General features: G+C 66.9%; 19 protein-coding genes and 2 tRNA genes. 12 read left to right on the forward strand and 9 right to left on the reverse strand.

Annotated elements, in window-relative coordinates; translation table 11 throughout:
• Positions 1-187: 187 nt before the first annotated feature.
• The 3 genes from BM060_RS12205 to gcl form a co-directional block, all read right to left on the reverse strand.
• Positions 188-1,243: a 2-hydroxy-3-oxopropionate reductase gene (locus tag BM060_RS12205; protein WP_342590298.1), complete on the reverse strand. Its 1,056-nt coding sequence runs from the start codon at positions 1,241-1,243 to the stop codon at positions 188-190.
• Positions 1,230-2,012, reverse strand: coding sequence for a hydroxypyruvate isomerase (gene hyi / locus BM060_RS12210; RefSeq protein WP_074980384.1), 783 nt, complete (start codon positions 2,010-2,012; stop codon positions 1,230-1,232). Before hyi ends, BM060_RS12205 begins: the two co-directional genes overlap by 14 nt.
• A gap of 112 nt (positions 2,013-2,124) precedes the next feature.
• Entirely contained in the window at positions 2,125-3,900 is a 1,776-nt protein-coding gene (gene gcl / locus BM060_RS12215) for a glyoxylate carboligase (RefSeq protein WP_074980385.1), read from the reverse strand.
• A 109-nt stretch (positions 3,901-4,009) separates the two neighbouring features.
• Between gcl and BM060_RS12220 the strand changes: the two genes are divergently transcribed.
• Positions 4,010-4,924 carry a LysR family transcriptional regulator gene (locus tag BM060_RS12220; RefSeq protein WP_074980386.1) on the forward strand — a complete coding sequence of 305 codons (915 nt, stop codon included), beginning with the start codon at positions 4,010-4,012 and terminating at the stop codon, positions 4,922-4,924.
• A 185-nt stretch (positions 4,925-5,109) separates the two neighbouring features.
• Positions 5,110-5,541, forward strand: coding sequence for a GlcG/HbpS family heme-binding protein (locus tag BM060_RS12225; RefSeq protein WP_074980387.1), 432 nt, complete (start codon positions 5,110-5,112; stop codon positions 5,539-5,541).
• A 284-nt stretch (positions 5,542-5,825) separates the two neighbouring features.
• On the opposite strand, the gene BM060_RS12230 is transcribed toward BM060_RS12225, so the two are convergent.
• Complete coding sequence (locus BM060_RS12230; RefSeq protein ID WP_074980388.1) at positions 5,826-6,479, reverse strand: TetR/AcrR family transcriptional regulator; 654 nt, start codon at positions 6,477-6,479, stop codon at positions 5,826-5,828.
• A 181-nt stretch (positions 6,480-6,660) separates the two neighbouring features.
• Here BM060_RS12230 and moaA point away from each other — a divergent pair, with 181 nt between their 5' ends.
• The 6 genes from moaA to BM060_RS12260 all read left to right on the forward strand — a co-directional run bounded on the left by moaA (position 6,661) and on the right by BM060_RS12260 (position 11,544).
• Entirely contained in the window at positions 6,661-7,656 is a 996-nt protein-coding gene (gene moaA / locus BM060_RS12235; protein ID WP_074980389.1) for a GTP 3',8-cyclase MoaA, read from the forward strand.
• Between the two features lie 38 nt (positions 7,657-7,694).
• Complete coding sequence (locus BM060_RS12240; protein WP_074980390.1) at positions 7,695-8,519, forward strand: substrate-binding periplasmic protein; 825 nt, start codon at positions 7,695-7,697, stop codon at positions 8,517-8,519.
• A gap of 64 nt (positions 8,520-8,583) precedes the next feature.
• Complete coding sequence (locus BM060_RS12245) at positions 8,584-9,102, forward strand: hypothetical protein (protein ID WP_135499823.1); 519 nt, start codon at positions 8,584-8,586, stop codon at positions 9,100-9,102.
• A gap of 134 nt (positions 9,103-9,236) precedes the next feature.
• On the forward strand, positions 9,237-9,632 hold the full coding sequence (locus BM060_RS12250) for a PA2779 family protein (RefSeq protein ID WP_074980392.1): 396 nt from the start codon (positions 9,237-9,239) through the stop codon (positions 9,630-9,632).
• Positions 9,629-10,585, forward strand: a complete 957-nt coding sequence (locus BM060_RS12255; RefSeq protein ID WP_083426765.1) for a PA2778 family cysteine peptidase — start codon at positions 9,629-9,631, stop codon at positions 10,583-10,585. Before BM060_RS12250 ends, BM060_RS12255 begins: the two co-directional genes overlap by 4 nt.
• Positions 10,586-10,662: 77 nt before the next feature.
• The gene (locus tag BM060_RS12260) at positions 10,663-11,544 is read left to right on the forward strand and encodes a formate/nitrite transporter family protein (RefSeq protein WP_135499824.1); all 882 of its coding nucleotides are present in this window, start codon (positions 10,663-10,665) and stop codon (positions 11,542-11,544) included.
• Positions 11,545-11,573: 29 nt separating this feature from the next.
• On the opposite strand, the gene BM060_RS12265 is transcribed toward BM060_RS12260, so the two are convergent.
• Positions 11,574-12,857 (reverse strand): NAD(P)/FAD-dependent oxidoreductase, encoded by a 1,284-nt coding sequence (locus tag BM060_RS12265; RefSeq protein ID WP_074980394.1) that lies wholly within the window; start codon positions 12,855-12,857, stop codon positions 11,574-11,576.
• 184 nt (positions 12,858-13,041) lie between these two features.
• Here BM060_RS12265 and BM060_RS12270 point away from each other — a divergent pair.
• Positions 13,042-13,118: transfer RNA gene (locus BM060_RS12270), tRNA-Val, on the forward strand.
• Positions 13,119-13,173: 55 nt separating this feature from the next.
• Positions 13,174-13,250 (forward strand) — tRNA-Val (locus tag BM060_RS12275).
• A 309-nt stretch (positions 13,251-13,559) separates the two neighbouring features.
• Here BM060_RS12275 and BM060_RS32935 read toward each other — a convergent pair.
• A complete protein-coding gene (locus BM060_RS32935; RefSeq protein ID WP_162839902.1) occupies positions 13,560-13,709 on the reverse strand; it encodes a hypothetical protein in 150 nt (49 codons plus the stop codon).
• Between the two features lie 120 nt (positions 13,710-13,829).
• On the reverse strand, positions 13,830-15,698 hold the full coding sequence (locus tag BM060_RS12280; protein ID WP_074980395.1) for a putative bifunctional diguanylate cyclase/phosphodiesterase: 1,869 nt from the start codon (positions 15,696-15,698) through the stop codon (positions 13,830-13,832).
• Positions 15,699-15,867: 169 nt separating this feature from the next.
• Between BM060_RS12280 and BM060_RS12285 the strand changes: the two genes are divergently transcribed.
• Entirely contained in the window at positions 15,868-16,395 is a 528-nt protein-coding gene (locus BM060_RS12285) for a DUF4946 domain-containing protein (protein WP_074980396.1), read from the forward strand.
• Between the two features lie 53 nt (positions 16,396-16,448).
• Here the strand turns inward: BM060_RS12285 and BM060_RS12290 are convergent, their stop codons facing one another.
• Together BM060_RS12290 and BM060_RS12295 are read right to left on the reverse strand one after the other, a co-directional pair.
• Positions 16,449-16,673, reverse strand: coding sequence for a hypothetical protein (locus tag BM060_RS12290; protein WP_074980397.1), 225 nt, complete (start codon positions 16,671-16,673; stop codon positions 16,449-16,451).
• 432 nt (positions 16,674-17,105) lie between these two features.
• On the reverse strand, positions 17,106-17,474 hold the full coding sequence (locus BM060_RS12295; protein ID WP_074980398.1) for a histone-like nucleoid-structuring protein, MvaT/MvaU family: 369 nt from the start codon (positions 17,472-17,474) through the stop codon (positions 17,106-17,108).
• A gap of 287 nt (positions 17,475-17,761) precedes the next feature.
• On the opposite strand from BM060_RS12295, the gene BM060_RS12300 reads away from it, so the two are divergent.
• On the forward strand, positions 17,762-18,595 hold the full coding sequence (locus BM060_RS12300) for an alpha/beta fold hydrolase (RefSeq protein ID WP_074980399.1): 834 nt from the start codon (positions 17,762-17,764) through the stop codon (positions 18,593-18,595).
• Positions 18,596-18,709: the final 114 nt, after the last annotated feature.

Here is an 18,709-nt window from a genome sequence, read left to right on the forward strand (position 1 = left end):
CGCGGGGGTGACGTTCATGCTTCAACTCTGCTTCATCACTCCCATAACGAAGCCGAGTGTGTTCCCGTCATTCCCGCGAACGCGGGAAACCAGTGACTGGCCCGTAGGATGGGTTGAGCTTGCGAAACCCATGCTGCATGAATCGATGGGTATCGCTGCGCTCAACGCCATCCTACGGTCCGCTTTCTCAGTCCTTGCGGATCGAGAAGTTGGCCATGTGCTCCAGGCCCTTGATCAGCCCGGAGTGGTCCCAGTTGCTGCCGCCCAGCGCCGCGCAGGTGCTGAACACCTGTTGGGCGTTGGCGGTGTTGGGCAGGTTCAGGCCCAGTTCGCGGGCACCGGCCAGGGCCAGGTTGAGGTCCTTCTGGTGCAGGCTGATGCGGAAGCCCGGGTCGAAGGTGCCCTTGACCATGCGCTCGCCGTGCACCTCGAGGATGCGCGAGGAGGCGAAGCCGCCCATCAGCGCCTCGCGCACCTTGGCCGGGTCGGCGCCGTTGCGCGCGGCGAACAGCAGGGCCTCGGCCACCGCCTGGATGTTCAGCGCGACGATGATCTGGTTGGCCACCTTGGCGGTCTGGCCGTCGCCGTTGCCGCCGACGCGGGTGATGTTCTTGCCCATGGCCTGGAACAGCGGCAGGGCGCGTTCGAAGGTGTTCGGGCAGCCGCCGACCATGATGCTCAGGCTGCCGGCCTTGGCGCCGACCTCGCCGCCGGAGACCGGGGCGTCCAGGTACTGCGCGCCGGTGGCCTTGATCTTCTCGGCGAAGGCCTTGGTGGCGGTGGGCGAGATGGAGCTCATGTCGATCACCACCTTGTTCGGGCCGACGCCCTCGGCGATGCCGTCCTGGCGGAACAGCACGTCCTCGACCTGCGGGGTGTCCGGGACCATGACGATGATGAACTCGGCTTCCTGGGCCACTTCCTTGGGGTTGGCCAGGGCCACGGCGCCGGCTTCGACCAGCGCGGCCGGGGCCTTGTCGTGGTGGGCGGAGAGGAACAGCTGGTGGCCGGCTTTCTGCAGGTTCTGCGCCATGGGCAGGCCCATGATGCCGGTGCCGATGAATCCGATCTTGGCCATGAGGGTGTCTCCTGGTTCTGTTTGTCTGTTGGCTGCCCGGTGAGACCGGGCAGCGGAGTTCTTTCGTAGGATGGGTTGAGCGAAGCGATACCCATCGATGCCGGTGGTGATGGGTATCGCAAGCTCAACCCATCCTACGGAGCTGTTTCGTTCACACTGCGTTATGGCTCTTCAGCCAGCCCAGCCCCGCCTCGGTGGTGGTGGCCGGCTTGTATTCGCAGCCGATCCAGCCCTGGTAGCCGATGCGGTCCAGGTGACCGAACAGGAAGCGGTAGTTGATTTCGCCGGTGCCCGGTTCGTGGCGGCCGGGGTTGTCGGCCAGCTGGATGTGGTTGATGGTCGGCAGGTTCTTTTCCATGGTCCGGGCCAGGTCACCTTCCATGATCTGCATGTGGTAGATGTCGTACTGCAGGAACAGGTTGGGGCTGCCGACCTTCTCGCGCACGTCCAGCGCCTGCTGGGTGGTCTGCAGGTAGAAGCCGGGGATGTCGATCGTGTTGATCATCTCCATGACCAGCTTGATGCCCGCGGCCTCGAGCTTCTCGGCGGCGTACTCCAGGTTGTTCAGGAAGGTGTTCTCGATGGTGGCGCAGTCGTAGCCCTGCGGGCGGATGCCGGCCAGGCAGTTGACCTGCTTGTTGCCCAGCACCTTGGCGTAGGCGATGGCCTTGTCGACGCCGGCGCGGAATTCCTCGACGCGGTCGGGGTGGCAGGCGATGCCGCGTTCGCCCTTGCCCCAGTCGCCGGCGGGCAGGTTGAACAGCACCTGCTCCAGGCCATTGGCGTCGAGCTTGGCCTTGATGGCCTCGGCCTCGAAGTCATAGGGGAAGAGGTATTCGACGCCGCTGAAACCGGCCTTGGCGGCGGCTTCGAAGCGGTCGAGGAAGTCCACCTCGGTGAAGAGCATGGACAGGTTGGCGCAGAAACGGGGCATGTCGGGGCCTCCTGGTGATGAAACACGTATTTCCGTAAGGGGTGGGCCCCGCCGTGCGCAGGCTGTGGTTTTCCCTGCCACGGCTCCCGTGCACGCGGGGCCCGGTACTTCGTCAGTCCAGTAGCGAGATGGCGGTAGGCGCGTCGTCGCGGCTCTGGGCCAGCTCCTCGAACTCGTTGATGGCGTTGATCTCGGTGCCCATGGCGATGTTGGTCACACGCTCCAGGATCACTTCCACCACCACCGGCACGCGGTGCTGCTGCATCAGTTCGCGGGCCTGGGCGAAGGCGGCGCCGATCTGGTTCGGGTCGAACACGCGGATCGCCTTGCAGCCGAGGCCTTCCACCACGGCGACGTGGTCCACGCCGTAGCCATTGAGTTCCGGCGCGTTGACGTTGTCGAACGCCAGCTGCACGCAGTAGTCGATCTCGAAGCCGCGCTGGGCCTGGCGGATCAGCCCCAGGTAGGAGTTGTTCACCAGCACGTGGATGTACGGCAGGTTGAACTGCGCGCCGGCGGCCAGCTCCTCGATCATGAACTGGAAGTCGTAGTCGCCGGACAGCGCCACCACCTGGCGGCTCGGGTCGGCCTTGACCACGCCCAGGGCGGCGGGGATGGTCCAGCCCAGCGGGCCGGCCTGGCCGCAGTTGATCCAGTGGCGCGGCTTGTAGACGTGGAGGAACTGCGCGCCGGCGATCTGCGACAGGCCGATGGTGCTGACGTAGCAGGTGTCCTTGCCGAAGAACTCGTTCATCTCCTCGTACACGCGCTGCGGCTTGACCGGCACGTTGTCGAAGTGGGTCTTGCGTTGCAGGGTGCGCTTGCGCTCGCGGCAGGCTTCGACCCAGGCGCTGCGGTCCTTGAGCTTGCCGGCGGCTTTCCACTCGTGGGCCACTTCGAGGAAGGCGTCCAGCGCGGCGCCGGCATCGGAGACGATGCCCAGGTCCGGGGTGAACACGCGGCCGATCTGGGTGGGTTCGATGTCCACGTGGATGAACTTGCGGCCGGCGGTGTAGACGTCGACCGAACCGGTGTGGCGGTTGGCCCAGCGGTTGCCGATGCCGAACACCAGATCGGACTCCAGCAGGGTGGCGTTGCCATAGCGGTGCGAGGTCTGCAGGCCGCACATGCCGGCCATCAGCGGGTGGTCGTCGGGGATAGTGCCCCAGCCCATCAGGGTCGGGATCACCGGCACGCCGAGCAGTTCGGCGAATTCCACCAGCCTGGTCGAGGCGTCGGCGTTGATGATGCCGCCGCCGGCGACCAGCAGCGGGCGCTCGGCGTCGTTGAGCAGGGCCAGGGCCTTCTCGGCCTGGGCGCGGGTGGCGCTCGGGCGGTGCACCGGCAGCGGCTCGTAGGCGTCGATGTCGAACTCGATCTCGGCCATCTGCACGTCGAACGGCAGGTCGATCAGCACCGGGCCGGGGCGGCCGCTGCGCATCTCGAAGAAGGCCTTCTGGAAGGCGTAGGGCACCTGGCCCGGCTCCAGCACGGTGGTGGCCCACTTGGTCACCGGCTTGACGATGCTGGTGATGTCCACGGCCTGGAAGTCTTCCTTGTGCAGGCGGGCACGCGGCGCCTGGCCGGTGATGCAGAGGATCGGGATGGAGTCGGCGGAGGCCGAGTACAGGCCGGTGACCATGTCGGTGCCGGCCGGGCCGGAGGTGCCGATGCACACGCCGATGTTGCCGGCGTTGGTGCGGGTGTAGCCTTCGGCCATGTGCGAGGCGCCTTCGACGTGGCGGGCCAGCACGTGGTCGATGCCGCCGAGCTTCTTCATCGCCGCGTACATGGGGTTGATGGCGGCGCCCGGTACGCCGAAGGCGGTGTCCACGCCTTCGCGGCGCATGACCAGGACGGCCGCCTCGATCGCTCTCATTTTGGCCATGACCTTTCCTCTTGAGTCGGTGGTTTTCTTGTTGGGGGCAAGGATGCCGGCTGTGCCAAAGCGACGGAATTGATGGATACTTCAGTTCTGTCGATATCTGGAGTATCGAATGGACCGCTATACCCTCATCCGCAGTTTCGTCCTGGTAGCGGACAACGGCAGCTTCGCCTCGGCGGCGCTGAGTGAAGGCGTGACCCCGGTGGTCATGGGCCGGCGCCTCGATGCGCTGGAGCAGCACCTGGGCGTGAAGCTGATGCACCGCTCGACCCGCGGCCTGCAGCTGACCGACCTCGGCGAGCAGTACCTGGAGCGCGCGCGCAGCCTGCTCAAGGACTTCGACGAGGCCGACGCCAGCGTCGCCCGCGGCGGCAACTCGGTGCGCGGGCACCTGGTGGTGTCGGCCCCGGCGGCCTTCGGCCGGCGCCACATCGCGCCCCACGCGCCGGCCTTCCTGGAGCGCTTCCCGGACCTGAAGCTGTCGTTCAACTTCACCGACAGCCTGGTGGACCTGGTGCGCCAGGGCTACGACATGGGCATCCGCATCGGCGAGGTCACCGACCCCAACTACGTGGCGGTGAAGCTGTTCCCCAACCGCCGGGTGGTCTGCGGCGCGCCCTCGTACTTCGAGCTGCACGGCGTGCCGCGGGTGCTGGAAGACCTGACGCGGCACAACTGCCTGGCCTTCAACCTGCAGGGCGGCCAGCAGCGCGGCTGGACCTTCCTGCGCGACGGCCGGCAGGTGGCGGTGCGGGTGTCCGGCAACCTCGACTGCAACGACGGCGAGCTGCTCTACGACTGGGTCAAGCAGGGCCTGGGCATCGGCTGGCGCTCCACCTGGGAAATCCAGGCCGAGCTCAAGGCCGGCGAGCTGGTGACGGTGCTCGACGAGTACGAGATTCCCGCCTACGACATCCAGGCGGTGTACCCGCAGCAGCGCTACCTGCCGGCCAAGGTGCGCTTCTTCATCGACTACCTGAAGGCCATCTACAACACCCCGGGGTACTGGGAAACCCGGCATCCTTGAGCGGTTGATTCGATACTGGTGTTGTATTTTTCTGGTTTTAGTGTTGTGTACAAAATGTCTAATGATTGTATTTAGTCGTTGCGTCCGGGGTTGCCTTCGGCTATTCCATCAAGGGCTTTGCAACGCCGCGCCGTCTTTCGAAAAAGGCGCGGGCGCACGTCTCATCCCTTTGCGAGGAACCCCTCATGAGCGAAATCAACCTGGACACCGCCCTGGCCATCACCCGCAGCGCCCTGGCCGCCGGTCGCGAACTTTCCACCGCGCCGCTGACCGTGGCGGTGCTCGACGCCGGCGGCCACCTGGTGGCCCTGCAGCGCGAGGACGGCGCCAGCCTGCTGCGCCCGCAGGTGGCCATCGGCAAGGCCTGGGGCGCGGTGGCCCTGGGCAAGTCCTCGCGCGCGCTGGCCGCCGACGCCCAGCAGCGCCCGTCGTTCATTGCCGCGGTGAACACCCTGGCCCAGGGCAACGTGGTGCCGGCGCCGGGCGGCGTGCTGATCCGCGACAAGAGCAACCGGGTAATCGGCGCCATCGGCATCAGCGGCGACGCCTCGGACATCGACGAGCAATGCGCCATCCGCGGCATCCAGGCCGCCGGCCTGGTGGCCGACGCGGGGTAATTACCTGTAGGAGCAGGGCGGAGAAGTGCTCTTGTAGGAGCGAGCTTGCTCGCGAACGGCTCCGCTGCGGGGTTGGTTCGCGAGCAAGCTCGCTCCTACGAAAAGCAGCCGGGTAGGGCGTATAACCGTTCTCGGTTATACGCCGCTACGCCGATGCCATCGCAAATGCCATGGCCAACCTTGGCGAACATTTCTCACGCCCAGGTCGACCCCGAGCGGGCAGGTAGCCAAGGTCAAGCGGCGTATAACGCGGAGCGTTATACGCCCTACGCAGCAGAGATGATTTAGAGCGGCAACGGCCGCATGCGGCCGCTGGTCTTGGCCGGCTCGCCGGCGTCCGGCGCGGTGCCGCGCAGCACCAGGCGGGTGATGGTCTCGGCGGCGGCCTCGAAGTCGGCGTCGCTGAGGCTGTCCTTGCCGGTGACCATGGAGATCTGCCAGTCGAAGTCGGCGTAGGTCTGGGTCGCCGCCCAGATGGTGAACAGCAGGTGGTGCGGGTCCACCGGGGCCAGCAGGCCGCGGTCGATCCAGCTCTGCAGGCAGGCGATGTTGCGCTGGGCCTGGGCGTTCAGCTCGTCCAGGTATTCCCTGGGCAGGTGCGGCGCGCCGTGCATCAGCTCGCTGGCGAACACCTTGGAGGCGTGCGGCAGCTCCTGGGAGATGCGCACCTTGGAGCGGATGTAGGCCTTGAGCGCCTCGGCCGGCTCGTCGTCCTCGCGGAACGGCGCGGAAGCCTGCAGCAGCGGCTCCACCACGCTTTCCAGCACGCTGCGGTAGAGGTTTTCCTTGGACTGGAAGTAGTAGTAGACGTTGGGCTTGGGCAGTCCGGCGCGCGCCGCTATGTCGCTGGTCTTGGTGGCGGCGAAGCCCTTTTCGGCGAACTCTTCGCTGGCGGCGCGGAGGATCAGGCGTCGGTTGCGTTCGCGAATGCTGGTCATGGTCTGCTGGGTCTTCTTGTGCGCGGGTAGCCCATGGCTGGGCCGGCGATGGTAGCACCGGCTCCGCGGGCCCCTCAAGCAAGGGCCCGGCGGCTGAAGTTGACCCGCGGTTCAGGTTTTCTGTAGAGTCTGCCGGACCCCGGCGCCGCCACGGCGCCCGGCCTTCCAAGAGCTCGCCGCCATGTCCGACAGCCAACTGGTCGACCCCTTCGGCCGCCGCATCACCTACCTGCGCCTGTCGGTGACCGACCGTTGCGACTTCCGCTGCACCTACTGCATGAGCGAAGACATGCAGTTCCTGCCGCGCGACCAGGTGCTGAGCCTGGAAGAACTCTACGCGGTGGCCGACGTCTTCATCGCCCTGGGCGTACGGCGTATCCGCATCACCGGCGGCGAGCCGCTGGTGCGCAAGGGCCTGACCTCGCTGCTGGCGCGGCTCGGCGCGCGCGCCGAACTGGAAGACCTGGCGATCACCAGCAACGGCTCGCAACTGGCCGGCCGCGCGGCCGAGCTGCGCGCCGCCGGCGTGCGCCGGTTGAACATCAGCCTGGATTCGCTGCGCCGCGAACGCTTCGCCGCCTTCACCCGCAGCGACCGCCTGCCCCAGGTGCTGGCGGGGATAGAGGCTGCGCGGGCGGCGGGTTTCGAACGCATCAAGCTCAACTGCGTGGTGCAGAAGGGGCGCAACGACGACGAAGTCTGCGAACTGGTGGAGTACGCGCTGGCCCGCGGGCTGGACATCAGCTTCATCGAGGAGATGCCGCTGGGCAGCATCAGCAGCCACGACCGCGCGCAGACCCTGTGCAGCAGCGACGAGGTGCGCGCCCGCCTGGCCGAACACTGGCAACTGACGCCCAGCCTGGAGCGCAGCGGCGGCCCCTCACGCTACTACCGCGTCGACGGGCTGCCCAGCCGCATCGGCTTCATCTCGCCGCACAGCCACAACTTCTGCGGCGACTGCAACCGCGTGCGCGTCACCGCCGAGGGCAAGCTGGTGCTTTGCCTCGGCCACGAAGGCGTGCTGGACCTGCGCCAACTGCTGCGCAGCCACCCCGGCGACGGTGCCCGGCTGCGCGCGGCGCTGGTCGAGGCGCTGCAGCTCAAGCCGCAGCGCCACCACTTCGACGCCGCCGAGCAGGTCCAGGTGCTGCGCTTCATGAGCATGACCGGCGGCTGAGCCGCACCCGGAAACAACAAAACCAACAAGGAGAGCCCATGAAGCTCGCGGTCCTCGGCTGGGCGCTCGGCGCCGCCGTTTCCTCCCAGGCCATGGCGCAGACCTACGTGGTCGGCGTCGAAGACCTGCAATTCCTGCCGCACTACAGCACCGACGCCCAGGGGCGCTACCAGGGTTTCGCCCGCGAACTGCTCGACCGCTTCGCCAGCAGTTGCGGCGTGCAGCTGGAGTACCGTCCGCTGCCGGTGGAGCGCCTGCTGCCGGCCCTGCTGGAGGGGCGCGTCGACCTCAAGTACCCGGACAACCCGGCCTGGGCCGAGACGCAGAAGGCCGGGCACGCCCTGGTCTACAGCCAGCCGGTGGTGCAATACGTCGACGGCGTGCTGGTCGCTCCCGAACGCGTCGGCCAGGGCCTGCCGGCGCTCAAGCGCCTGGCCGTGGTGGACGGCTGGACGCCGCGCGGCTACCAGCAGGCCATCGAACAGGGGCAACTGGCGCGGCTGCCCAGCGCCGACCTGCGGCAGATGATCCACCAGGCCCTGAAGAAGGAGGCCGACGGCGCCTACTTCAACGTGGTGGTCGCCACCTATTACCTGGACAACCTCCGCGCCCGGCCCGGCGCCCTGGTCTTCGACCCGGGCCTGCCGCACACCCGCAGCGACTTCCGGCTGTCCAGCGAGCGGCATCCCGAGCTGGTCCGCTGCTTCGATCGCTTCCTCGTCGAACAGGCGGCGCAAGTGGCCGCGTTGAAAGCCCGCCATGGCGTGGAGGCCAGCCTCGATCCGGCGCACCTGGGCGTCGAGCAGTGGAAGCTGGACTACCTGGAGCGGCAGAAAGCCCGGCAGCAGGGCGGAACGCCCTGACGGGGCTTTCCGTAGGCCACGGGCTTTCCCTAGAATCACGCGGCCGATGTGCTGCGAGGCTGATGTGAGCGAGAGTCAACTGCGAATTCCACTGGGCGATTGCTGCCTGGTTTGCGAGGGTTTCCGCCAGCGGGTGGCGGGGCGGCCGTCGCTGGAAGTCGATGGCGACCTGCTCTGGGCGCTGGAGCACAGCAGTTGGCAGCCACTGGCAGTGACGCTGGAGCTGCTGGCCGACGGGGCCCGGGTCTGCCCGCTGCCGCTGGAACGCCAGGCCGCTTTCGATGCGCCGCGGGCGCTGGACTGGCGTGACGACGAGGTGCGGATCGCCTGCCTGCCCGCCGTGCGCGATGCCCGGGCGCTGCTCGACTGGTGCCGGGCGCGTTGGCCGGGGGCGACCTTCGGCGCGCAGGCGATCGATGCCCAGTCCTATGCCTGGGGCCGCCTGCTGCGCCTGGACTGCCGGCGCGCCGGGCTGGCCGTGGCCGGCCACGAGCATTTCCTGCTGCCCCATGCCTACCCTTGCGTGTACCTCGGCCACCTGGCCGTGGACTGGCGACGCTTGCGCTTCGAACCAAACGCCTGACGCCGTGATCTGAACAGAAGGTGCCGCGTTCGGCGACGGCGCCCGGGCTTTGCTTGTGCAACCGTGCTTGGCGGCGCGGAACCTCCGGCTTTACCCGGCGGTCTGCTAGCGCGTCAAAGTGGAGGAGACCCAGAATGACAATCACAAAACGGGTGAAGCGCCTGGCGGCCGTGCTGGTGCTGGCGCAGTTGGGCGTGGTGGCCGAGGTGCCTTTGGCGCAGGCGGCGATGGTGGGCACTGGCGAGGTGCTGCAGGCGCAACAGCAGCACGTCGACCGCGAGCAGCTGCTGCGCATGCTCGATGACCAGGGCGTGCAGAAGAAGCTGCAATCCATGGGCGTGGAGCGCAGCCAGGTCGAGCAGCGCATCAAGAGCCTGTCCAACGAGGAACTGGCGCAGTTCAACCAGCAGCTGGACCAGGCGCCGGCCGGTGGCATCATCGGCATCATCATCCTGTTCCTGCTGATCTTCATCATCACCGACATGCTCTGCATCACGCATATCTTCACCTTCGTGCGGTGCCAGCGTTGAGGCACGCCGCCGCTGCCGTGGCCCTGGCCGCGCTGCTGCTCGGCGGCTGCGCCACGGCGCCGCGGCTGCCGGCGGAGGTCGACGCGCTGCCACGGCGCGTCGAGCTTTCCGCGGTGCAGTTCTTCCCGCAGCAGCAATACCAGTGCGGTCCGGCGGCGCTTGCCACCGTGCTCAACCAGCGCGGCGTGCGGGTGACGCCGAACCAGTTGAAGGAGCGGGTGTTCCTGCCGCAGCGCCAGGGCAGCCTGCAGGTCGAGCTGGTGGCCGCGGCGCGTGAGAGGGGCCTGCTGGTCTACCCGCTGCGCCCGCGCCTGGAGGACGTGCTCAAGGAAGTGGCCGCCGGCAACCCGGTGCTGGTGCTGCAGAACAACGGCCTGGACTGGTTGCCGATGTGGCATTACGCCGTGGTGGTCGGCTATGACCGCGACCGCCACGAACTGGTGCTGCGCTCCGGCATCACCCAGCGCCTGGTGATCGACTTCACCGCGTTCGACGTCACCTGGCGGCGCAGCGGGCGCTGGGCGGTGCTGACGCTGCCGGCCGACCGGCTGCCGGCCAGCGTCGAACCGACACGCTGGCTGCGCGCGGCCCACGACCTGGAGGAAACCGGGCAACAGGCCCTGGCCGGCCAGGCCTACCGCACCGCCACCCGGGCCTGGCCGCAGGAGCCGCTGGGCTGGTTCGCCCTGGCCAACGCCCGCTACGCCGCCGGCGACCTGGGCGAGGCCGAAACGGCGCTGCGCCACAGCGTGGCCGCCCGGCCGGACTTCGCCGCCGCCTGGTACAACCTGGCCAACGTCATGGCCGAGCGCGGCTGCGCCGAGCAGGCCCGCGCCCCGGCGAGTTGCGCGCACCAGCTGGCGCCGACGGATGCGCGTTTCCTCCAGGCGCCCCAGGCGGCACCGGTGGCTGCCGGGCAATGCAGCGCCGCGCCGGCCTGCCCCGTGCGCTGAGGCGCAGCGGGGCATTTTCTTTGAACCGCTGCGCTTGATCGCCGGCCTAAGTTGCATCCCTTGATGAGGTGCAACCCATGGCCAGCGACAAGCAGCAGCCGGCACGCGATGTCGCCGGCAAGGGCGATACCGCGGACGATCTTTCCGCCGAGGAGCGCCGCAAGGTCGAGAAGGCCCAGCCACCCCGGGCGCTGGTGCTGCATGAGGTGATCCGCCTGCAGGGCAACCACGAGCTGGAGCGCACCCTGGCGGCGCTCTGGTGGTCGGCCCTGGCCGCCGGGCTGACCATCGGCCTGTCGCTGATGGCCATGGGGCTGTTCCGCGCCAGGCTGCCGGAGCACGACAGCGCGGCCATCGTCACCAGCCTGGGCTACCCGGTGGGCTTCCTCGCCATCATCCTCGCCCGCCAGCAGCTGTTCACCGAGAACACCCTCACCGCGGTGCTGCCGCTGATGAGCGAGCCGACCCTGCACAAGGCCGGGCAACTGCTGCGCCTGTGGGGCGTGGTGCTGCTGGGCAACGTCGCCGGCGCGTTGCTGTTCGCCTACGCCATGCTGCACCTGCCGATCTTCGATGCGAAGACCGACCAGGCCTTCCTCGAGATCGGCCGCGAAGTCATGGAGAACGACGGCCGGCAGATGTTCTCCCGCGGCATCGTCTCCGGCTGGATGATCGCCACCATGGTCTGGCTGGTGCCGGCGGCGGAGAGCGCCAAGGTGTGGATCATCATCCTGGTCACCTACCTGATGTCGCTGGGCAGCTTCAGCCACATCGTGGTCGGCACCTGCGAGGTCGGCTACCTGATGTGGGCCGGCGAGCTGGGCTGGAAGGCCTTCCTGCTGGACTTCGCGCTGCCGACGCTGGCCGGCAACATCGTCGGCGGTAGCCTGATCTTCGCCCTGATCAGCCACGCGCAGATCCGCAGCGACAGCGGCGCGCCAACGAAAACGGCGCCCTAGGGCGCCGTCGTCGTCGTTCGCAGGGCGGGTTACACGCCCAGCTTGTCGCGCAGGTTGTAGTACCAGGCGCCGATCGCGGAGAACGGCACCTGGAACATGCGCCCGCCCGGGAAGGGGTAGTGCGGCAGGTCGGCGAAGGCGTCGAAACGCTCGGCCTGGCCGCGCAGGGCCTCGGCCAGCACCTTGCCGGCCAGGTGCGTGTAGGTGACGCCGTGGCCGCTGCAACCCTGGGAGTAGTAGATGTTGTCGCCGATCCGGCCGACCTGCGGCAGGCGCGAGAGGGTCAGCAGGAAGTTGCCGGTCCAGGCGAAGTCGATCTTCACGTCCTTCAGCTGCGGGAAGACCTTGAGCATCTTCGGACGGATGATCGCCTCGATGTTCGACGGATCGCGGGCACCGTAGACCACGCCGCCGCCGAAGATCAGGCGCTTGTCGCTGGTCAGGCGGTAGTAGTCGAGCAGGTAGTTGCAGTCCTCGACGCAGTAGTCCTGGGGCAGCAGGGTCTTGGCCAGCTCGTCGCCCAGCGGCTCGGTGGTGATCACCTGGGTGCCGCAGGGCATGGACTTGGAGGCCAGCTCCGGGACCAGGCCGCCGAGGTAGGCGTTGCCGGCGACTACCACGAACTTGGCCTTCACCCGGCCTTGCGGGGTGTGCACCACCGGGTTGGCGCCACGCTCGATCTTCACCGCCGGGGATTGCTCGTGGATCACGCCGCCAAGGGATTCCACCGCCGCTGCTTCGCCCAGGGCGAGGTTCAGCGGGTGGATGTGGCCGCCGCTCATGTCGAGCATGCCGCCGACGTAGCTGTCGGTGTTCACCACTTCGCGGATGCGCTTGGCGTCCATCAGCTCCAGCTGGGTGTGGCCGAAGCGCTCCCAGAGCTTCTTCTGCGACTCCAGGTGGCCCATCTGCTTGGCGCTGAGGGCGGCGAATACGCCACCGTCCTTCAGGTCGCACTGGATGTCGTACTTGGCGATGCGCTCGCGAATGATGCGGCCGCCCTCGAAGGCCATCTGGCCGAGCAGTTGCGCCTGCTTCGGGCCGACGGTGCGTTCGATGACGTCGATGTCGCGGCTGTAGCTGTTGACGATCTGGCCACCGTTGCGGCCGGACGCGCCGAAGCCGACCTTGGCGGCCTCCAGCACGGTCACCTTGAAGCCGTTCTCCAGCAGGAAGAGGGCGGTGGACAGGCCGGTGTAGCCCGCGCCGATGATGCACACGTCGGTTTCGGTCTCGCCCTTGAGTTCGGGGCGCGCAGGGACCGGATTGGCCGAGGCTGCATAGTAGGAAGTGGGATAAGAAGTGTGCGGCATATTGCACCTGTGTTTGTTATTTTTTACGAGATGGGCTGATGCTACCCGAGTCGAAATCACTCGGCTAGTGGCCGTGCAAAATTTTTTACGCAAGGACGAACATAAAAAAATTCCCTTTTTCAGGGGGTTAGCGAAAAAATGCTTGACGGTTCAACGCCTTCGCGTAGAATGCGCCCCCATCGCTAGGCACATAGCTCAGTTGGTTAGAGCACCACCTTGACATGGTGGGGGTCGTTGGTTCGAGTCCAATTGTGCCTACCAAATTCCCGCTTCGGCGGTAGCGAGAGGGCGACCTTAAGCGGGCGCCCTTATCGTTAGGCACATAGCTCAGCTGGTTAGAGCACCACCTTGACATGGTGGGGGTCGTTGGTTCGAGTCCAATTGTGCCTACCAATTCACCGCTTCGGCGGTAGCAGAAAGGGCGATCCGAGAGGATCGCCCTTTTTGTTTGCGCGCGATTTGGGGTGATCGCGGACGGAGTCCGCTCCTACGCTTCCAGGGACACATGGCTTTTCGTAGGAGCGAGCTTGCTCGCGAATGGGTCCTGCAGCGGAGCTTGTTCGCGAGCAAGCTCGCTCCTACCAAGGGCGCCTCGGCGCAGCCGGAAAGACGGTTGCTCCTACGATTCCGGGAAAGCGCGGGCGTAGGAGCGGACTCCGTCCGCGATTGGATTCACCGGTCGCGCCGGGTGCCCCTGCGTGCTTAACGGCGCTCGAAGCCGGGCCCGCCGCCATGGCCGCCACCGCCGTGTCCGCCACCTCCCGGCCCACCGAAGGGCGGGAAGAACGGCCAGCAGCCGGAGAGCGAGACGAGGGCGAGCAGCAGGGCGACTTTGGTCAATCTGGAAAGCATGGCGACACCAGGGTTGGAAAAATGGGCGCAAAGTAGACACGCCCGCGGCGCGGGTGTCCCGAGAAACTTGGTATCGGCAGGGTAAGGTTTGTATCGGCGCCGATGCGTTCGTCCGGCGGCTCAGGCGGCGCTGGCGCTGTGCCTGAGGCCGGGGATCAGGGCGCGCAGTGCATGGCAGGGCAGCGGGCGGCCGGTGAAGTAGCCCTGCACCAGGCGGCAGCCGTTGTCGTGCAGCCAGGCGAGCTGGCCGGCGGTTTCCACGCCTTCGGCGACTATGGGGATGCCCAGGGAGTCGCCGATGCCGATGATGGCGCGGACGATGGTCTGGCAATCATGGCGCTCGAGCACGCCGCTGACGAAGGAGCGGTCGACCTTCATCTTGTCGAAGGGGAAGCGCAGCAGGTAGTTGAGCGAGGCGAAGCCGGTGCCGAAGTCGTCGAGCACTATCTGCACGCCCAGGCTGCGCAGTTCCTCGAGTATCGCCACGTTCTCCGGCGAGGCTTCCAGGACGGTGCTTTCGGTCACTTCCAGCATCAGCCGGCCGGCGGGCAGGCGGAATTCGGCCAGGGTCTGCGCCACCAGGGGCGGCAGCGCCCGGTTGATCTGCGCCGGCGAGACGTTCACCGAGATGCTGATGTTGCCGGGCCAGGACGCTGCCTCCCGGCAGGCCTCGCGCAGCACCCAGGTGCCGATGGGGATGATCATGCCGTTCTTCTCCGCCAGCGGAATGAACTCCGAGGGCGGCACCTGGCCCAGTTGCGGGTGGTTCCAGCGCAGCAGCGTCTCGGCGGCGACCAGGCGCCGCTCCGGGGTGGCGACGATCGGCTGGTAGGCCAGGGTCAGTTCGCCGAATTGCAGCGCGCGGCGCAGGTTCAGCTGAGGCGCCGGGTTCAGCGGCGGCAGGTTGGACTCCAGTTCCGGGGTGTATTGCCGCCACTTGTCCAGCGGCTGCGCGTGGGCGTCGCGCTTGGCCAGGATGGCGTTGCGCAGCAGGCGGTCGGCGCTGAGCTGTTCGTCGGAGGTGGAGGCGAGGCCGGCGGTGACGGTCAGCGAGAGGCTGCGTTCATCGAGGATGAAGGGCTCGCCCAGTTGCTCGATGGCGTTGCCCAGCAGTTGCGTCAGCGCTTGTTCGTCCAGGCGCTTCGGAAGCAGGGCGGCGAATTCGTCGGCGCCGAGGTGGGCGAGCAGTTCGGCCTGCGGGAAGCAGTCTTCCAGCCGCCCGGCGAAGGCTCGCAGCAGGGCGTCGGTCTCGCGTGGGTCGAGGCCGTTGCGCAGCTGTTCGAAATCCTCGATGTCGAGGGTGATCAGCGTGGGGAAGTCGTCGTCGAGGTGGTAGTGGCCCAGCTTGTCGGCGAGCGCCCGCAGCAATGCCTGGCGGTTGGGCAGGCCGCTGACCGGGTCGCGATCGGTTTCCTGGGAGATTTTCTGGTCGCGCTGGATCAGGGCGGAAATGCAGTCGGCCAGGTCGCGCAGGTGGCCGAGTTCCTCCTCGCTGGCGCTGCGCGGCTGGGTGTCCACCACGCAGAGCACGCCCAGGGCGCGGCCGCTGGCGTCCTTGACGGCCACTCCGGCATAGAAGCGAAAGCCGAGCGGGCCGGTGACCAGGGGGTTGTCGGCGAATTCGGGGTGGAGCGAGGCGTCCTCGACGATCATCACGCCGCCGGGCTTGAGGCTGCAGCGCGCGCAGAAGGAGTCTTCGCGCGGCGTGTTCAGGCCGTGGGGCAGGCCGTGTGCGGAGAGCAGCCAGGCGCGCTTGGCGGCGATCAGCGAGATGGCCGAGATGGGGGCCCCGTAGAGATGTGCGGCCAGGCGGGTGAAGGAGTCGAACTGCGGGTTGGCCGGCGCGTCGAGATAACCGGTGGCGTAGAGTGAGCGCAACCGTTCCTGCTCGTCGCTGGCGACCGGGAACAGCGGGGGCGCTTCCGGCGTCTCGTCGGGTGTCGGGGTGGCGAAGGGTTGCCTGGCGTCCTTGGATTTTTCGCTGCGCATCACGTATTCCCTCGTGGGCGTTGCCGGTCCCTGGCGTGGCGGGTGCATCGAGCGACGAATTGCCGGCCGGGGCTCAACAGCCAATCGACGGCAATCAGTGTAGTTTGTCTGGCAAAAGTGCAGTGGCGTTTCGCGACTACTGCTGGTCGGGAAGTGTGGGAGGCGTGGCATGAGTGGTGGGTGGGGCCGAGGGCTCGGGGTGTTTCTGCTGTGCGCGGCGAGTGGGTTGGCAACGGCCGCCGGGCTGGCGGAATGGCCGGAGGGCTGGCAGGTGACGCGTTCGCCCGAGGCGCCGGACGACGATGCGGCGCTGCGTCGCGAGCGCGGTGTCAGGCTGGCGGCGGATGGCTCCCAGGCGCTGGTGGTGGAAATCACCCGCAGCCGCCTGGCCGAGGTGAAGGGTGTGGACCTGCAGCGGGTGATCCTGCAGATGCGCAAGTCGCTGCAGGTCGATTTCCTGCGCCAGGGCTTCCAGGCGGCCTGCAGCAAGCCGCGGCAGGCATCCCTTGGGGGATTGGACGGCCTGGAGCTGGTCTGCTCGATCAGCCAGAACGGCAGCGAGGCCATGAAGCAGGGTGTGCAGGTCGCGCTGGGCAAGGAGGCGGCCTATTCGCTGACCTATGCCGCGCCGGCGGCTGATTACCCGCAGCGACTTGCCGAGGTGGCGGCGCTCAAGGCTGGTCTGCGCCTGGAGTGAGCGGGCCGAAAATGAAAAGCCCCGCATTCGCGGGGCTTTTCGTCGGGTGCCGATCAGGCGGCCAGGGTGCTCTGCACGCGGGCGATGACGGCCTGCAGCGGCTCTGCGGCCTGGTATTGCTGCGGATAGAGTCGCTCGCTATGGCAGGCGATGCCGTGTTCGTCCACCAGGGCGAAGCTGAAGCTGTCTTTGCGCGGTGCCAGGATGATGCAGTTGAGCGGGGCGAAAGCTGCCTTGAGGGTGCGGATCGCCTCCTGGATCTGAGTGCTTTTTTTCATATTGTCTTTCTTCCAAATAGTCACGGTCCTATGACCGCGTGAAACGTAAAAAACTCCGGTCGAACGCAGAATGCGTGATATCCATGACCGGAATGTGGCAGCGAATGAAAACTCGAAGAGGTCTTTCGAGGGCGCCATGGCGGGAGAATACGCCAGCCCCCGAAGTTCGGGCTTGCCAAATATGTAAGGACGATTTACTGCACCTCAAGGGGTGCTCTGGATACGCCTGCCAGTGACTGGCTGCTGGCCGTGGCCCTGTGTATCCCGGCTGCGGCGCCCTGGTTGGGGTGGGCGGCGTCGGGAGGGGCGACCTGAAGTTCATGACTCGCGGGCGGCATTATCCGGATGCCGGGCGGGTCTTTCAAGTGCGGGTCGTCAGCGGATGTTTCCGCGAAGGTTCCCGCGGCGGCATCGGCCGCCGCGGGACGGGCATCACTTCTGCAGCCAGGACTCCACGGTCTCGGCGCCGTACTGCTGTTTCCAGGCCTTCAGCGTCTTGTGGTTGCCACCCTTGGTTTCCACCACTTCGCCGTTGTTCGGGTTCTTGTACACCTTCAGTTGGCGGCTGCGGCGCGGGGCGCTGGCAGCCGGCGCGGCGGCGGTGTTGTTGGCGGTGCCCTGCGGGTCGAGGATGTCGATGACGTTGCGCAGGTTCATGCCGTATTCATCCATCAGCGCCTGCAGCTGATCCTTGAATTCCAGTTCCTTCTTCAGGGAGCTGTCGTTCTTCAGTTTTTCCAGCAGGGCCAGTTGTTCTTTGAGCAGGCGTTCGGCTTCACGGAATTCCGCGAGTTTGGACATGTTTGCACTCCAGGGCAGGTCATTCCGAAACGGATATCGGTGCGCAGCTATTCGGCGACCATTGTGTTCGGAAAGTTATGTGGGCGGCGAATTATTAATTTAAATAAGCGGGCGATGCAATAATTAATCTTCGACCAGGTATTTTTCGCGGCATTGCAAAGGTCCTTCCGAATGTATGGCTTTATCGCCATGGCGCGAATCACGGATAATCGCCCTCCATCAAACTAGATGGCGGTTCGCCATGGGAGCCGCCGATAACTTGCGTGCGCCATGGGGTGGGGATGTAGATGCTTTCGAATATCCAGTCGTATTCGCTCAATGGGCATGAACTGGCGTACCTGGAGCAAGGGGAGGGCGTGCCGCTGGTTCTGGTGCACGGCTCGCTCTGCGATTACCGCTACTGGCAATGGCAGTTGCGCGGGCTGGGCGAACGCTATCGTCTGCTGGCGCCCAGTCTTCGACATTATTATCCGGAGCGTTGGAATGGCGCGGGCGGGGACTTCACTACCGCCCAGCATGTCGAGGACCTGCTCGCGCTGATCGAAAGGCTGGACGAGCCGGTGCACCTGCTCGGGCATTCGCGCGGCGGCAATATCTGCCTGCGCCTGGCGCTGGCGGCGCCCGGGCGCCTGCGTTCGCTGGTGCTTTGCGACCCGGGCGGGGATTTCGCCGCCGACCTGTTCCAGGCCGCCGGCGTGACGATGCCGGCGCCGCCGGCCGAGCGCAACCGTTTCCGCGAGCAGGCGCTGCAGCTGATCCGCCAGGGCGAGGTCGAGGCGGGCCTGGAGCTGTTTGTCGACACCGTCAGCGGGTCAGGGATCTGGCGGCGTTCCTCGCGGCACTTCCGTGACATGGCCACCGATAACGCCATGACGCTGATCGGCCAGGTCGCCGATCGGCCGGAGCCGCTCGGGCGCGCGCGCCTGGCCACGCTGGCGGTGCCGGCCCTGCTGCTGCGCGGCGAACTCAGCCCCGAGCCCTTCCCGCAGGTGGTCCAGGCTCTGGCGCAGGCGCTGCCGGACGTGCGCAGCAGCGTCATCGCCGGCGCTTCCCACGGCATGAACGCCACGCGCCCGGCCGCTTTCAATCGCGCCGTGCTGGAGTTCATCGACGCGCACTGATGCCGCTCGTCAGTTGCCTCGACATGCAGTACCATGGCGACCTGCCCCGCTCGCCGGGGCTTCGTTCGTTTTTCTTCCAGTGATCTCCGTCCGCGCGCGCAAGCGCAGGGTGCC

Origin of the sequence: Pseudomonas citronellolis (assembly GCF_900112375.1) — a bacterium.
Taxonomy (GTDB): Bacteria; Pseudomonadota; Gammaproteobacteria; order Pseudomonadales; family Pseudomonadaceae; genus Pseudomonas; species Pseudomonas citronellolis.

What these genes read in the sequence shown, in the direction of transcription:
- BM060_RS12240 (WP_074980390.1), top strand. Translation starts at nt 7,695, where the DNA reads ATGAAGCTCGCGGTCCTCGGCTGGGCGCTCGGCGCCGCCGTTTCCTCC.
- BM060_RS12300 (WP_074980399.1), top strand. Translation starts at nt 17,762, where the DNA reads ATGCTTTCGAATATCCAGTCGTATTCGCTCAATGGGCATGAACTGGCG.
- hyi (WP_074980384.1), bottom strand. Translation starts at nt 2,012, where the DNA reads ATGCCCCGTTTCTGCGCCAACCTGTCCATGCTCTTCACCGAGGTGGAC.
- BM060_RS12225 (WP_074980387.1), top strand. Translation starts at nt 5,110, where the DNA reads ATGAGCGAAATCAACCTGGACACCGCCCTGGCCATCACCCGCAGCGCC.
- BM060_RS12220 (WP_074980386.1), top strand. Translation starts at nt 4,010, where the DNA reads ATGGACCGCTATACCCTCATCCGCAGTTTCGTCCTGGTAGCGGACAAC.
- BM060_RS12295 (WP_074980398.1), bottom strand. Translation starts at nt 17,474, where the DNA reads ATGTCCAAACTCGCGGAATTCCGTGAAGCCGAACGCCTGCTCAAAGAA.
- BM060_RS12230 (WP_074980388.1), bottom strand. Translation starts at nt 6,479, where the DNA reads ATGACCAGCATTCGCGAACGCAACCGACGCCTGATCCTCCGCGCCGCC.
- BM060_RS12265 (WP_074980394.1), bottom strand. Translation starts at nt 12,857, where the DNA reads ATGCCGCACACTTCTTATCCCACTTCCTACTATGCAGCCTCGGCCAAT.
- BM060_RS12280 (WP_074980395.1), bottom strand. Translation starts at nt 15,698, where the DNA reads ATGCGCAGCGAAAAATCCAAGGACGCCAGGCAACCCTTCGCCACCCCG.
- BM060_RS32935 (WP_162839902.1), bottom strand. Translation starts at nt 13,709, where the DNA reads ATGCTTTCCAGATTGACCAAAGTCGCCCTGCTGCTCGCCCTCGTCTCG.
- moaA (WP_074980389.1), top strand. Translation starts at nt 6,661, where the DNA reads ATGTCCGACAGCCAACTGGTCGACCCCTTCGGCCGCCGCATCACCTAC.
- BM060_RS12250 (WP_074980392.1), top strand. Translation starts at nt 9,237, where the DNA reads ATGACAATCACAAAACGGGTGAAGCGCCTGGCGGCCGTGCTGGTGCTG.
- gcl (WP_074980385.1), bottom strand. Translation starts at nt 3,900, where the DNA reads ATGGCCAAAATGAGAGCGATCGAGGCGGCCGTCCTGGTCATGCGCCGC.
- BM060_RS12260 (WP_135499824.1), top strand. Translation starts at nt 10,663, where the DNA reads ATGGCCAGCGACAAGCAGCAGCCGGCACGCGATGTCGCCGGCAAGGGC.
- BM060_RS12290 (WP_074980397.1), bottom strand. Translation starts at nt 16,673, where the DNA reads ATGAAAAAAAGCACTCAGATCCAGGAGGCGATCCGCACCCTCAAGGCA.
- BM060_RS12285 (WP_074980396.1), top strand. Translation starts at nt 15,868, where the DNA reads ATGAGTGGTGGGTGGGGCCGAGGGCTCGGGGTGTTTCTGCTGTGCGCG.